This window comes from Candidatus Atribacteria bacterium (assembly GCA_011056645.1).
Classification (GTDB): Bacteria; Atribacterota; Phoenicimicrobiia; order Phoenicimicrobiales; family Phoenicimicrobiaceae; genus Sediminicultor; species Sediminicultor quartus.
In genome coordinates, this window is record DSEL01000096.1 from 1 (window position 1) to 14238 (window position 14238).

The 14238-nt window shown below is 36.5% G+C and carries 14 protein-coding genes; all 14 read left to right on the forward strand.

Going from position 1 to position 14238, the window contains the following annotated elements:
- Window positions 1-210 precede the first annotated feature (210 nt).
- Window positions 211-804 (forward strand): SPOR domain-containing protein, encoded by a 594-nt coding sequence (locus ENO17_03930; protein ID HER24185.1) that lies wholly within the window; start codon window positions 211-213, stop codon window positions 802-804.
- 20 nt (window positions 805-824) lie between these two features.
- On the forward strand, window positions 825-1460 hold the full coding sequence (locus ENO17_03935) for a redox-sensing transcriptional repressor Rex (protein ID HER24186.1): 636 nt from the start codon (window positions 825-827) through the stop codon (window positions 1458-1460).
- A gap of 100 nt (window positions 1461-1560) precedes the next feature.
- Complete coding sequence (locus ENO17_03940) at window positions 1561-1911, forward strand: hypothetical protein (GenBank protein HER24187.1); 351 nt, start codon at window positions 1561-1563, stop codon at window positions 1909-1911.
- Window positions 1908-2858 (forward strand): CBS domain-containing protein, encoded by a 951-nt coding sequence (locus ENO17_03945; protein HER24188.1) that lies wholly within the window; start codon window positions 1908-1910, stop codon window positions 2856-2858. The genes ENO17_03940 and ENO17_03945 overlap by 4 nt, the downstream gene beginning before the upstream one ends.
- The gene (locus tag ENO17_03950) at window positions 2845-3189 is read left to right on the forward strand and encodes an iron-sulfur binding hydrogenase (GenBank protein HER24189.1); all 345 of its coding nucleotides are present in this window, start codon (window positions 2845-2847) and stop codon (window positions 3187-3189) included. Before ENO17_03945 ends, ENO17_03950 begins: the two co-directional genes overlap by 14 nt.
- A gap of 43 nt (window positions 3190-3232) precedes the next feature.
- Complete coding sequence (locus tag ENO17_03955) at window positions 3233-3889, forward strand: hypothetical protein (GenBank protein ID HER24190.1); 657 nt, start codon at window positions 3233-3235, stop codon at window positions 3887-3889.
- Between the two features lie 6 nt (window positions 3890-3895).
- Window positions 3896-4450, forward strand: a complete 555-nt coding sequence (locus tag ENO17_03960) for an ATP-binding protein (protein HER24191.1) — start codon at window positions 3896-3898, stop codon at window positions 4448-4450.
- 92 nt (window positions 4451-4542) lie between these two features.
- Window positions 4543-4908, forward strand: a complete 366-nt coding sequence (locus ENO17_03965; protein HER24192.1) for a (2Fe-2S) ferredoxin domain-containing protein — start codon at window positions 4543-4545, stop codon at window positions 4906-4908.
- Between the two features lie 2 nt (window positions 4909-4910).
- Complete coding sequence (locus ENO17_03970) at window positions 4911-5402, forward strand: NAD(P)H-dependent oxidoreductase subunit E (GenBank protein ID HER24193.1); 492 nt, start codon at window positions 4911-4913, stop codon at window positions 5400-5402.
- Between the two features lie 20 nt (window positions 5403-5422).
- A complete protein-coding gene (nuoF, locus tag ENO17_03975) occupies window positions 5423-8470 on the forward strand; it encodes an NADH-quinone oxidoreductase subunit NuoF (protein HER24194.1) in 3048 nt (1015 codons plus the stop codon).
- A 2-nt stretch (window positions 8471-8472) separates the two neighbouring features.
- Window positions 8473-8937 (forward strand): NADH-quinone oxidoreductase subunit NuoE, encoded by a 465-nt coding sequence (gene nuoE, locus ENO17_03980; GenBank protein ID HER24195.1) that lies wholly within the window; start codon window positions 8473-8475, stop codon window positions 8935-8937.
- A gap of 2 nt (window positions 8938-8939) precedes the next feature.
- Window positions 8940-10526, forward strand: coding sequence for an NADH-quinone oxidoreductase subunit NuoF (gene nuoF / locus ENO17_03985; protein ID HER24196.1), 1587 nt, complete (start codon window positions 8940-8942; stop codon window positions 10524-10526).
- A 105-nt stretch (window positions 10527-10631) separates the two neighbouring features.
- A complete protein-coding gene (locus tag ENO17_03990; protein HER24197.1) occupies window positions 10632-13325 on the forward strand; it encodes a formate dehydrogenase subunit alpha in 2694 nt (897 codons plus the stop codon).
- Between the two features lie 27 nt (window positions 13326-13352).
- On the forward strand, window positions 13353-14225 hold the full coding sequence (locus ENO17_03995; protein ID HER24198.1) for a formate/nitrite transporter family protein: 873 nt from the start codon (window positions 13353-13355) through the stop codon (window positions 14223-14225).
- Window positions 14226-14238: the final 13 nt, after the last annotated feature.

Genomic DNA, 14238 nt, shown 5'->3' on the forward strand with positions numbered 1-14238 from the left:
ATATACTATCTACTAACGACTAACGATTATTTTATGTTATCATAATAAAAAATATTTAACAAACTAAATAATATAATAAATTAAAAGAAAAAAGAAGGTTTTTAAAATATTTTGTAGAATAATTAAAGTATATTGTTATATAATATAAAAAATACAAGATGAACTTTTATCTATCCAAAAGTTAGTATTAGTATAGGAGTATTATTTAATATGAGAAAAGCGAGTAGGATTTATAAGAGGAAAAGCAGAAGCAATCTGGAAACCTTTATTATCTTAATAGGCGCAATAATCATTTTGGGTGTGGCTTTTAATTTAGCTCGAGATAGGAGTTATATTCCCCCCGAAGAACCGGCAATTATAGAAGAAGGAAAAGTAGAATCTCCACTCGTAGTAAGAGAACCTGAGATACTGCCACAAAAAGAAGCCGAAGAAAAGTTTGAAGAAAAGGAGAAATCTCTAGAGGAAGAAATAACAAAAGAGATTATTTCCGAAGAGAAACCACCCGTTACTGTGCCTAGCCTAAATACGGCTACAAAGATAGAACCCGAAGTAGAAGTAGTAAAGGAATCTAAATTGACCTCTGACCAGAAAGTGTACACTGTTCAAGTAGGAGCTTTCTCCCAAGAAATAAATGCCCGAAATTTAGCGGAAGAAATAAGAGTAAAAGGATACCAGACTTACGTAGTTAAAGGAAAAAGTCTTTATAAAACACAGGTAGGGGAATATAAAAGCTACGAGGAAGCCCAAAACGTATCTCAAAAGTTAAAACAATTGGGTTACCCTATCTTTGTCACCAGTAGATAAGAAGAAAAGGAAATTTTGATTTGAAGAAAACTAACATTCCTTCCGTTACCATTAATCGATTATCTATTTATCACAGATGTTTGGAGAAAATATTAGAAAGGGAAAAAGGAAATCGGTTAAAAATTATTCCTTCATTTGAAATTGCAGAAATGACCGGAATAAATTCAGCACAAATCCGTAAAGACCTGGCTTATTTCGGAGAATTTGGTAAAAGAGGATTAGGGTACCCCTTAGTAGATCTTAACAGAGAATTAAAAAAGATATTAGGATTAGATAAAGAATGGTCAATTATTATTGCCGGAGCAGGGAATTTGGGTAAAGCCTTGGTAAAGTATAAAGGTTTCCAAAAAAGAGGCTTTATCATCAAGGGAATTTTTGATAACAATCGCTCAAAAATTGGCAAGAAACTTGGCCATATTTTTATTTATGATATAAAAGAAATAGAAAAATTTATCTTGACAGAAAAAATAGGAATCGGGATATTGGCAGTACCCGCCGACTCAGCCCAGAAAGTAGCGGATAAAATGGTTGCTGGTGGAGTGAAAGCCGTTTTAAATTTTGCCCCTGTACATATCGTTTTGCCCCCGGAAATTAGAATACATAATGTCGATCTGTCTATTGAATTTGAAGGGTTGACATATTATTTAAACCTGTGATAAAATCATTTTGTATTTCTTGTGATATATTTCACAATAAATGAATAACGAAGATTAAGAAAGATTTATATATTAAATGAATCTTGAGAGAAGGCTTATTATGAAAATTAAAGATTTAATTCGCGTGTTAGATGCGGAAGTGTTATGTGGTGAAGATTTTTTAGATCAGGAAATTACCGATTTTGGTGCATGTGATCTTTTAAGTGATATCTTAGCCTATTCCAAGGATGAATATGTACTCTTAACCGGATTAACCTCTGCGCAGGTGGTTCGTACGGCTGAATTAACCGGAGCCATTGCTATTGTTTTTGTGCGAAGCAAACTACCTCCCCAAGAAGCAATAGGTTTAGCCAAATCTCACCAGATCCCCCTTTTAAAGACGGATAACTTGATGTTTTCTTCCTGTAGAAAAATTGTTGAGGAATTAATGAAAGAAGAGAAAAAGAAATGAGTACGTATTATTCCAAAGAAAAGTTAACCTTAGTTAATGAGCTGATTTACCAAATCAAGGTTAAAGAAGCTATGTCAAAAGAAGTAATCTTTTCTGGGGAAAACGCTACCTTTAGAGAGATTCAATTGCAGCTTAAGGAAAAAAAAATATCCGGAGTGCCTATTCTCGACGAAGAAAAGAATATTATTGGGATCACTAGTATTGATGATGTCATTACTGCCTTTGATAAGGGTTATGTGGATAATAAAATTACTGATTATATGAGTAGAAACGTAATCACTATACCGCAAAATTTTTCAGTAGTTTCGGCAATCAATAAATTGGAAAAATTTAAGGTGGGGAGACTTCCGGTTACTCAATCTTTAAATAGTAAAAAAATTGTTGGCATCATTACGTTGAGTGATATTTTGAATAGATTGTTGGTAGTAGTCCAATCAATTGCCGAAAAGGTGGAAGATAAAGAAATAAAGAATACACAAATTTCCCATGATTCAATTAAAAATATTGTTAAAAAGCCACTTAGGTTTGAAGTCAAAGGAGATGATTTTAATAATGCCGGTAGAGTGGCCAGTATATCCAAAAAATATTTTCAGAACCTGGGAGTCAATAAAGATATTATTCGTAGAATTGCTATTGTCTGCTATGAGGCCGAGATGAATATTTGCCTTCATTCCTTGGGGGGAAGTATAACTATTAAGGTTAATAGTGATAATAATGCAGTAATCTATGCTCATGATAAGGGTCCGGGAATTCCAGATGTTGATCTAGCTCTAAAACCGGGATTTACCACCGCTTCTGAAAAAATCAGAGCTTTGGGTTTTGGTGCTGGAATGGGGCTTCCTAATATCAAAAGGTATGCTGATAAATTAGAGATCAAATCTTCTTTGGAAACAGGGACAGAACTAAAAGCAATAATCGATTTGGGGGTAAAAAATGAAGTTAAGTGAAATAGTTAATCAATGCCAATTAGAAAAAATTGTTTTTTGTAACGATTGTGAGATTGAAAACGGGTATTGTGGAGATTTAATGTCTGATGTTATGGCTCATGCTAAAACGGAATGCATCTGGATCACTATCCAGGCGCACAAGAATAGTATAGCAGTTGCCCTTATCAAAGATATCCAATCTATTGTATTTACTAATAATGTAACGGTAGATAAAGAGGTAATTAAAAAGGCAGAAGAAGAAAAGATTAATTTATTCCGAACCAATAAAGATTCTTTTACTGTATGCGGAGAAATATATTGTCTGATGGAGGCTGAAACTGCAAAGGATTGATTTACATATCCATTCTGCTCTTTCTGCTTGCGGTGATGATATAATGTCACCTCAGCTCATTTTAGAGCAGGCAATTCAGAAAGAACTTAACCTTATATCTATTACCGATCACAATACTATTCAGCATTCAATTTTAGCCTGCAAGCTGAGTGAGAATAGATCTATTCGAGTCATTCCTGGAGTGGAACTAACCAGCCGGGAAGAAGTTCATCTCTTGGCTTATTTTCCCGATGTCGATGCAATTTTAAAAATGGGAAAAGAAATAAAGAGCTATTTACCCGGAAAGAAGAATAATGCTAAAATTTTTGGAAATCAATTATACTACGACCTAAAAGGTGAAATTATCGGAATTGACGATACCTTACGGCAGGTGGCTTTAAATATAGGATTAGATAATTTGGTAGATTTGGTGCATAGCCTAAAAGGAGCTGCTATTCCTGCTCATATTGATAAAGATAGATTTAGCTTGCTCAGTCAATTAGGGTTTTTGGATCCGGAAGCAGATTACGATGCGGTAGAAGTTTCTAAATTCAAATGGAGAAAGGAAAAATTTTATTTGGGCAGTGTCCTGAGCGGTTTTCCGATAATCGCCGGTTCGGATAGTCATGGGATCGAGGATATTGGGCTCTTTTATATGGAGGATAAGCAGGAAAAGATTCGAGATTTTATATCTTTGAAAAATTTTTTTAAGAAGAAGTAAACAATAATGAGAAACCTGGCAGATCACTTATTTGATGTTTTAGAAAATTCCGTAAAAGCTGGAGCTACAGAAGTTAAAATTTTCTTGGAAAACAGAGACAAACTTTTTTTTTGTAAGATAGAAGATAATGGTAGTGGAATCAAAGATGGGGATGTCACCGATCCTTTTATAACCTCACGTAAGACAAGAAGAGTTGGATTGGGACTCCCTCTTTTAAAGCGAGCAGTAGAGAGCACCGGTGGTTTCCTTAAAATACGCAATAGAAAGAAAAGAGGGATAATTTTAAAATTTAAGATAGATATTGCCCATATTGATGCTAAACCTTTTGGGGATATTGCTAGAGCATTTGTAGACGCGATATATAGTTGGCCAGAAGTCAGTTTCTCTATTTTTATTCAAAAGAAAAATAAGCGAAAATCATCAGTTTTTAACAGTAAGAAGATCAGAGAAGTAGTGAGTTATTCCGAAATGCAACAGAAAGAAGTGCGAGATTTTATTTATGATTCTATAGATCGAGAACTAAAAACAATTAGAATTGATTCCCAATTCGGGATATTTTAAACTGATAGAAATATTTAATAAATATTTTTACCGCTCAGAATCGGAAATTTATCTGAAAGTTATTTAATAAAGTAAAAATGAAGGGGAGGAAGATGAAAAACTTAGAAGAACTAAAAAAAATTAGAGAGAGAGTAAAGAAAGATTTAGAGTTACGTACCGGAAAACATCGAACTAAGATTGTGGTCTGCCTGGGAACTTGTGGTATCGCTGCCGGAGCTCGAGAGACTATGAATGTTCTTATTGATCTTATTGCCAAGAACGATACACCCGATACTATAGTGACAACTGCGGGTTGTGCAGGGTTTTGCGAACAGGAACCCATGATTCAGCTATACATGGAAGGCAGGGAGCAAGTTATTTATGGGAAAGTTGATCAAAAAGCAGCCGAAGAAATATTTGAGAAACACATTTTAAAAGGTGAAATTGTAGAAAAATATCTTTTTTCAAAGGGGAAATAATTATGGCATGTCTTTGCAATGAGAAAGAACTTACTGACTTACAAAAGTATGAACAATTAAAAGAATTTATTAACCAAAATAAGGATAAGAAAGGTTATTTAATTCCGATACTCCATGCAGCACAGGCGATATTTGGATATCTCCCAGCAGAAGTACAAAATTTTGTGGCTAAAGAGACGAATACTCCGGTAAGTGTCGTAACCGGAGTGGTTACTTTTTATTCTTATTTTAAGATTTTCCCAACCGGCAGACATACCATTACCATCTGTTTGGGAACAGCCTGTTACGTGCGTGGTGCGAAAAAAATAGTGGAAGAAATAGAAAAAAAACTGGGTATAAAAATTGGAGAAACCACCGAAGATAGGAGATTTTCTTTGGGGGTACAAAGATGCCTGGGGGCCTGCGGATTGGCTCCGGTTATTATGATCGATAAAGATGTTCACGGTCGGATATCGGCAAAAAAGTTGAATAAAATTTTAGAACAATACAAATAGATAAGGTAGGAAATATTAATATGTATAATTTAAGGGCACATGTTTTGCTTTGTTATGGAGGAGCCTGCATTTCTTCCAATGCGGGGAGCGTTAAAGAAACAATGGAAAAGGCAATAGCTAAAGCAGGGCTTCAAAATGAAGTTGATGTGATCACTACCGGATGTATGGGCACTTGTGAATTAGGCCCGATTATAGTTATCTATCCGGAGGGTGTATTCTATCAGAAAGTCAAGCCCGAAGATGCTGAAGAGATCGTTCGGGAACACCTATTAAAAGGTAGAGTAGTAAAACGTTTATTTTATAAAAAACCGAAAACCGAAGAAATGGTTGAGATGTTTAATAATATAGATTTCTTTAAACTGCAGAGAAAAATAGCTCTACGGAATTGTGGCATGATAAATCCCTTAGAAATTGAAGAGTATATTGCTGCTGATGGATATATGGCTTTGGGGAAAGTGTTAACTGAAATGAGTCCCCAACAAGTCATTGAAGAGATTAAAAAATCGGGCCTGAGAGGACGAGGCGGAGCAGGGTTCCCTACCGGTTTAAAATGGCAATTTACTGCTGCCTCACAGGGTAAACAAAAATATGTATGTTGTAATGCAGATGAAGGTGATCCCGGTGCCTTTATGGATAGGAGTATTTTAGAGGGAGATCCCCATAGTGTAATGGAAGCTATGATGATCTGTGGATATGCCATTGGAGCGGATCAGGGCTATATTTATGTCAGAGCTGAATATCCTTTAGCAATAGAAAGATTATCAGTTGCCATTGGACAAGCAAGAAAAAATGGCCTTTTGGGAAAAAATATTTTAGGTACTGGCTTTAATTTTGATATGGAGCTTAGAATGGGGGCAGGCGCTTTTGTCTGTGGTGAAGAAACCGCACTAATGCGTTCCATAGAAGGGAAGAGAGGGCAACCTCGTCCAAGACCTCCTTACCCCGCTCAAAAAGGATTATTTGAATGTCCTACAGTATTAAATAATGTAGAAACATTTGCCAATATCCCCTATATCATTTTAAATGGTGCGGATGATTTTGCTTCTGTGGGAACAGAAAAGAGCAGAGGTACAAAAGTATTTGCTTTAGCCGGTGATATAAATAATACCGGACTTATCGAAATTCCTATTGGAATGCCTTTGGGAACAATTATCTATGATATCGGAGGGGGAATCCCTAATAATAAAAAATTAAAAGCAGTGCAAATTGGTGGCCCTTCGGGAGGTTGTATACCGGCTGAACATCTAAATGTAAGAGTTGATTATGAAGCACTAAAGGAACTTGGGGCTATTATGGGTTCAGGTGGATTGATTATTATGGATGAAGATACCTGCATGGTCGATCTAGCCCGTTACTTTATGGAATTTATTCAGGAAGAATCTTGCGGAAAATGTACTCCCTGTCGGGAAGGTACGCGGATTATGTTAAATATTCTCGAAAGGATCTGTAAGGGAAAAGGGAAAATGGAAGATTTAGATACTCTGGAAGAATTATCCTCTCAGATAAAACAGACTTCTCTTTGTGCATTAGGTCAAACTGCTCCTAATCCCATAGAAGCAACTTTGAGATATTTTAGAGAAGAATATATCGAACATATTCGGGATAAAAAATGCCGGGCGGGAGTATGTGCAGAACTTGTATACTCTCCCTGTTCCAATGAATGTCCTGCTTCGGTAAATGTACCTGGATACCTTGCTTACACCAAGGAAGGCAATTTTAGAAGAGCCTTGGAAATACATTTAAAGAATAATCCTTTTCCTGCGGTCTGTGGACGGGTGTGTCCTCATCAATGTGAAGCCAAATGTAGAAGAAAGGATCTTGATTCAGCAGTCAGTATTCGTTCTGTAAAACGATTCATGGCTGATTCAATAGACGATTATGTAACATGTTTTCCTGAAAAACAAAATTCTAAGGGAATAAAAGTAGCGGTTATTGGCTCTGGTCCATCCGGACTATCTAATGCCTATTTTCTTACTATGCTGGGGTACGAGGTTACTGTTTTCGAATCCGAAGCTAAAACAGGAGGAATGCTAACTTATGCTATCCCTTCCTATAGACTTCCTAAAAATATAGTGGAAAAAGAAATTAAAGCCCTATCTCAATACGGAGTAAAGATAAAAACCAATACCAAAATTGGTAAAGATTTCACCATTGATGAACTTAGGAAACAAGATTTTAAAGCCTTTTATGTTGCTGTAGGAACAGCAGATTCAATTATGCCCCCGATTGAAGGTATAGATGGGAATGATAAAGTGATGAGCGGATTGGATTTTTTGTATAAAATCAATAATAATGAGAAGATCGCTATAGGTCAGGAGGTAGTTGTCATTGGGGGAGGAAATACTGCGATAGATGCAGCTAGAACTGCCAGGAGAATGGGAGCAGATGTAACCATCGTTTATCGCCGAACCAGAGAGGAAATGCCTGCAGAGATTGAAGAAATTAAGGAAGCAGAAAATGAGGGAATAAAAATTCAACTTCTTCAAAATATCAAAACAGTTAAACCAAACTCTAACCATAAAGTAACCGTCGAATTGGTAAATATGCGGCTTGCTGAGTTTGATAAATCTGGCAGACGAAGACCTATTGAAATAGAAACATCTTCTTTTACGAAAGAAGTAAGCTTTTTAATTTTAGCCATTGGACAGAGACCATCTTTAGATGGTTTATTTGATAATGAATTGGTTAAATTGAATAGAGACAGAACGATCTGTTGTTCTTCTCACCAGGGAGAAACTATGTCTGAAGATATTTTCGCTGGTGGCGATGTAGTAACCGGTCCATCTACTGTAGTAGAGGCAATAGCTCAAGCGCAGGGAGCAGCTGAAGCCATTGATAAATATTTAAGCGGTGGCCAAGAAGAGTATCCCTGGAATATTATGGATCCGATTGAAGTAGAATTCGACCCCGAAAAAGAGCCAGTAAAATATGAACGGTCAAAAAATATTCTAATTCCAGTGGGAGAAAGAATTTCTTTTACTGAAGTCGAAAAGACCTGGGAAAGTGATATTGCTTGCAAAGAATCCGAAAGATGCTTGCGCTGTGAATTTAAGAAAGAAGAGGAGTGATTATGACAATAAAAGAAATTGTAAATAAATATGGGAACAAAAGAGAGAATTTGCTGCAGATTTTACATGATATTCAGAACCAAAGTCTCCAGAATTATATCAGCGAAGAAAATATCAAAACGCTAAGTGAAAACATGAAGATACCCTTATCCGATATTAAAGGGACTGCTTCTTTTTACACCATGTATAGCTTTACTCCACGTGGCAAATATATCATTAGAGTTTGCGATAGTCCTCCTTGCCATTTATTAGGAGCCCAAACGATTTTCAAAGCTATAGAAACGAAATTAGGTATTAAAGAAGGAGAGACAACTCGAGACGGACTTTTTACTTTAGAAGGGACTAGTTGTTTAGGAATCTGTGGGGTAGCTCCAGCCATGATGATTAATGATGAAGCCTATGGGAATTTAAATGAAAAGAAGATCAATGAAATATTAGAACAAATTCAGGAAAAGGAGAGGAAATAACCATGACAAAAAGGAATATCGCCCAAATTTTGATAAGTATTGATGGAAATTCTGTCCTTTCCGGAGCAAGAAAGATAAAGACAAAATTAATTATCGAGCTAAACAAGCAAGGTCTTTCTGAACAAATTCAGGTAGTTGAAACCGGGAGTTTTGGACCAATTAATAAAGGAGTAGTTGTCGGCATTTATCCGACAGGGGAAATGTATGGGAATGTAACCGAGGAAGATATTACAGAATTTATTCAAGAAAGATTTATTAAAGGAAGACCTTATGAAAAACTACTTCTTGCTGAAAAATTACATCCAGAAATAGAATTATCCGAAAATGATTCCCGAAAAGTGCAATATTACGGAAGAATTGTTTTGGATAACTGTGGAAGAATTGACCCGGAAAACATTGAAGAATACATAGGAGTAGGTGGATATGAAGCATTGGGAGTTGTTTTAAAAGAAAAAACATCATCAGAAGTGATACAAATAGTAAAAGATTCCGGATTACAAGGAAGAGGGGGAGCCGGTTTTCCTACAGGCTTAAAATGGTCTTTTGCTGCAAAGGCGAAAACAAATCCAAAATATATTATTTGTAATGCTGATGAGGGAGAACCGGGCACCTTTAAGGATCGTTTAATAATGGAAGGAGACCCTCATAAAGTTTTAGAAGGAATGGCTATCTGCGGTTATGCTATAGGGGCTAATACCGGTTATATTTATATCCGCGGGGAATACCAATTATCCATCCAAAGATTAAAAAAAGCGATAGAAGATGCTGAAAAATTAGGCCTTTTAGGAAAAAATATCTTTGGAACAGATTTTGATTTCGAGGTAAAGATTAAGATCGGAGCAGGTTCTTATGTCTGTGGAGAAGAGACAACTCTTTTAAATTCTATGGAGGGTTTTAGAGGACAACCAAGATTTAAGCCGCCTTTTCCCGCCGAATCTGGATTTTTAGCTAAACCCACTAATGTAAACAATGTAGAGACCTTTGCAAATATTGCTCCGATTATTTCGAATGGTGCCGAATGGTTTAGAAAATTTGGGACAGAAAATTCTCCAGGTACTAAAGTTTATGCAGTATTAGGACACGTAAATCGTCCAGGTGTAGTAGAGGTTCCTATGGGAGTAACCCTAAGGGAGATTATTTACGATTATGCGGGGGGAATATCTTCAGGGAATTTTAAAATGACTCAAATAGGAGGTACTGCCGGTAATATTCTTTCTGCTAAATTTTTAGATATCCCTCTTGATTTTCAATCTTTAAAAGAAGGTGGTTATAGTCTGGGATCGGGTGCTATATTAATCATGAATGAATCAGTATCCGTGATAGATTTTATAAAATGCTGTATGAAATTTTTCGTTCATGAATCTTGTGGTAAGTGTACTCCTTGTCGGGAAGGCACCAGATATATCTATGAAATATTAGATAAAATTGATTCGGGAAAAGGTAAGGTTGAAGACTTAGAAACCTTGAAATTATTAGGAGAAAATATGCAAGATGCTTCTTTCTGTCCACTGGGTCAAAGTGCTCCTAATTCTTTATTAAATTCGTTAAATTTTTTTCCTGAAGAGTACTACAATCTGTTAATGAAGTAAATCTTCTTTTAATAGAAATACAAAGCTAATAAAAAGCTTTGATAAACATTATAAAGATAAAAATTAAAAATCTTAGATAAATAAAATAAGGAGAATAAATTCATGATGAAAGAAGTGAAAATAACTATCGATGGAAGGGAGGTAATGGTGCAAGAGGGGAAGACCGTATTAGAAGTAGCTACAGAATTAGGTATTAAGATACCTACCCTATGTGCTATGCCTGAACTTGGATTTACCCCTGGCTCTTGCCGAGTTTGTGTAGTAGAGATAGAAGGATTACCAACCTTAGCAGCTTCTTGTGTTTATCCGGTAAGAGAGGGTCTAATCATCCACACCCATAGCGAAAGAGTTATTAAAGCTCGTAAAATAGTATTGGAGCTTTTAATAGCTAGTCATCCTCTGGATTGTATGACCTGTGAGAAAAATGGCTCTTGTGACTTGGAGGATTTAGCATATGAATTAGGAGTAAAGCAGTCGAGATTTGAACGAAGTAAAAACCAGATACCCTTGGATGAATCCAATCCTTTTATTGTTCGGGATTTGAATAAGTGTATTTTATGTGGTAGATGTGTAGAAATGTGTAATGAAGTTCAACAAACGCATGCTATCGATTTTGGATATCGAAGCTCACAAACAAAGATTATTGCTGACGTAGATGTTGGTTTAAGATATTCAGCATGTGTTTCATGCGGGCAGTGTGTGGCGGTTTGCCCAGTCGGTGCTTTAATTGACAAAGCCGCTCAAGGGAAAGGAAGAGCCTGGGAGTTTGAAAAAGTAAAAACTACCTGTAATTATTGTGGATGCGGATGTAATTTTGATTTTAATATTAAAGACGGAAAAGTAGTAAAAGTTACTTCTAATTCCGAGAGTGCAGTAAACGGAATTAATCTCTGTGTTAAAGGACGTTTTGGTTATGACTATATTCATCGAGATGATCGATTGACAACTCCTTTAATTAGAAAAAATGGACAATTAGAAAAGGCATCCTGGGAAGAAGCTCTTCAGTTAGTTAGCGACAAATTCAATCAAATTAAAAAGGAAAATGGTAGTGATAGTTTAGCCGTTCTTTCCTCTGCCAAATGTACGAATGAAGAAAATTATCTTCTCATGAAATTTGGACGAGCCGTTTTGGGAACGAATAATGTTGACCATTGTGCTCGTTTGTGTCATTCGGCAACGGTGGCTGGTTTGGCTCAAGCTTTTGGTAGTGGAGCAATGACTAATTCTATAAAAGAAATTGCTCAAGCTTCAGCTATTTATTTAACCGGATCGAATACAACTGAGAATCATCCTATTATTGCCTTAGAGATTAAAAATGCAGTTACAAAAAATGGTGCAAAATTAATCGTTGCTGATCCTAGGGAAATTGAATTAGCTAAATATGCCACTTTATGGTTAAGGCAGCGTCCTGGTACGGATGTAGCTCTTTTTAATGGGTTAATGAATGTCATCATTACTGAAGGCTTGGAAGATAAGGAATTTATTGCTGAGAGAACCGAAGGTTATGAAGAAATGAAAAAAAACGTCCTTAAATTTACTCCGGATATAGTAGAAAAAATAACCGGTGTGCCTGCTGAAGATATTCGAAAAGCAGCTAGGATTTATGCCTTGTCTCCTAATGTATCTCTTATTTATTCCATGGGCATTACTCAGCATACTACCGGTACAGATAATGTATTATCGACTGCTAATATCTCAATGCTTACTGGTAATGTAGGCAAGGAGAGTGCAGGAGTGAATCCTTTACGGGGACAAAGTAATGTACAGGGAGCTTGTGATTTGGGAGCGTTACCCAATGTTTACTCGGGTTATCAAAGTGTGGCTGATCCCAAGGTGCAGGAGAAATTTTCCCAAGCTTGGGGAGTTGATTTATCCGATAAAGTAGGATTAACTGTAGTTGAAATATTGAACGCTGCCTACGAAGGGAAAATAAAAGGCATATTTATTATGGCAGAAAACCCAGCCATGTCTGATCCGGATTTAAACCACGCTCGGGAAGCACTAAAAAGAACAGAATTTTTAGTGGTTTCTGATGTCTTTATGACTGAAACCACTGAGTTTGCTGATGTGGTTTTACCGGGAGTTACTTTAGCCGAAAAGGATGGGACCATAACTAATACAGAAAGGAGAGTGCAAAGGATAAGAAAAGCTATTGAACCAGTAGGGGATTCAAAGCCGGAATGGCAGATTATTAGTGAGTTAGCTCAAAAGATGGAATATAATATGAGCTATAATAACCCGGCAGAAATTATGGAAGAAATTGCCAGTCTTACACCTATTTATGGTGGAATGTTTTATAATCGATTGGATAACGGGGGATTACAATGGCCTTGTCTGGATGCGAATCATCCAGGAACCAAGTATCTGCATAAAGGAAAATTCAGTAGAGGTAAAGGAAAATTCTCAGTGGTGGAATTTAAAGAAGCTGCCGAACTGCCGGACGAAGAGTATCCCTTACTCCTTACTACCGGACGAGTATTATATCATTTCCATACAGGGACTATAACGCGAAGATCAAAAGGACTAAACGAAATTTATCCGGAAGCATTAGTGGAAATTAATCCTCAAGATGCAGAAGACCTAAGGGTTAAAGATGGAGAATTTGTAGAGGTAGCCTCTCGTCGTGGAAAAATTAGAGCTAAGATCCAAGTTACTGAAAAATCTGGAAAGGGAGTTGTTTTCATGAGCTTTCATTTTCATGAAGCCGCTGCTAATCTACTTACCAACGCTGCTCTTGACCCTGTTTCCAAGATTCCAGAGTATAAAGTGTGTGCTATAAACATAAAGAAAATATCCTAAATAAAGGTTAAAGAGGAGGAAATAAAAATGAGTACAGAAAAGGAAAAAATTCAGATCGTACAGGAAATTGCCCCTGCATGTAATCCACCGGCAGGTGTGGCTAATGCTTTTTGTGCAATAGGTCAAAAGAAAACCGGTTTGTCCTGGATTCAGATGATGATTTTAGGAATTTTAGCGGGTGCTTTTATTGGTTTTGGTTCGGAGCTGGCAACAATGGTCAGCTTTGATGCTGCTAAATTTGTGGGAGTAGGAATTAGTAAATTCCTATTTGGAAGTGTTTTTGCAGTAGGACTTATTTTGGTCGTTATTGCCGGAGCCGAGTTATTTACCGGAAATAACTTAATTGTAGTTGGCACCTTAAATGGTGATGTGACCATTAAAAAACTGCTTAATAGTTGGTTTTGGATTTATATAGCTAATTTTATAGGTTCACTATTATTGGTTTGGATCATGTTTGCTACAGATCTTTGGAAAACTGGTGATTTTGCTGTAGGGGCTAAAGCTTTAGCCATTGCCAACGGAAAAGTTAATCTTACCTGGGGTTCAGCTTTTGCTCGCGCTATTGGGTGTAACTGGTTAGTATGTTTAGCGGTTTGGTTGGCAGTTGCTGCTAAAGATGTAGCAGGAAAAATACTTGCCATATATTTCCCTATTATGGCTTTTGTTGCTAGCGGATTTGAACATTGCGTGGCAAATATGTATTTTGTACCTATGGGATTGATGTTAAAAGGCAATGTTGATGTAGTAGCCGCGGCTGGTCTTGCCGGAAAATTAACCAACCTTACTTGGGGAGGATTTATCGCCAACAATTTAATTCCCGTTACTTTGGGAAATATTGTCGGTGGAGCTTTCTTTGTAGCTGCCTTATACTGGGTAGTTTATTTAAAAGATAAAAAATAATATATTTCATTCA

Coding starts and splice junctions, on each gene's coding strand:
- ENO17_03930 (HER24185.1), top strand. CDS start 211: ATGAGAAAAGCGAGTAGGATTTATAAGAGGAAAAGCAGAAGCAATCTG.
- ENO17_03945 (HER24188.1), top strand. CDS start 1,908: ATGAGTACGTATTATTCCAAAGAAAAGTTAACCTTAGTTAATGAGCTG.
- ENO17_03990 (HER24197.1), top strand. CDS start 10,632: ATGAAAGAAGTGAAAATAACTATCGATGGAAGGGAGGTAATGGTGCAA.
- ENO17_03940 (HER24187.1), top strand. CDS start 1,561: ATGAAAATTAAAGATTTAATTCGCGTGTTAGATGCGGAAGTGTTATGT.
- ENO17_03965 (HER24192.1), top strand. CDS start 4,543: ATGAAAAACTTAGAAGAACTAAAAAAAATTAGAGAGAGAGTAAAGAAA.
- nuoE (HER24195.1), top strand. CDS start 8,473: ATGACAATAAAAGAAATTGTAAATAAATATGGGAACAAAAGAGAGAAT.
- ENO17_03955 (HER24190.1), top strand. CDS start 3,233: ATGTCACCTCAGCTCATTTTAGAGCAGGCAATTCAGAAAGAACTTAAC.
- nuoF (HER24196.1), top strand. CDS start 8,940: ATGACAAAAAGGAATATCGCCCAAATTTTGATAAGTATTGATGGAAAT.
- ENO17_03970 (HER24193.1), top strand. CDS start 4,911: ATGGCATGTCTTTGCAATGAGAAAGAACTTACTGACTTACAAAAGTAT.
- nuoF (HER24194.1), top strand. CDS start 5,423: ATGTATAATTTAAGGGCACATGTTTTGCTTTGTTATGGAGGAGCCTGC.
- ENO17_03960 (HER24191.1), top strand. CDS start 3,896: ATGAGAAACCTGGCAGATCACTTATTTGATGTTTTAGAAAATTCCGTA.
- ENO17_03995 (HER24198.1), top strand. CDS start 13,353: ATGAGTACAGAAAAGGAAAAAATTCAGATCGTACAGGAAATTGCCCCT.
- ENO17_03950 (HER24189.1), top strand. CDS start 2,845: ATGAAGTTAAGTGAAATAGTTAATCAATGCCAATTAGAAAAAATTGTT.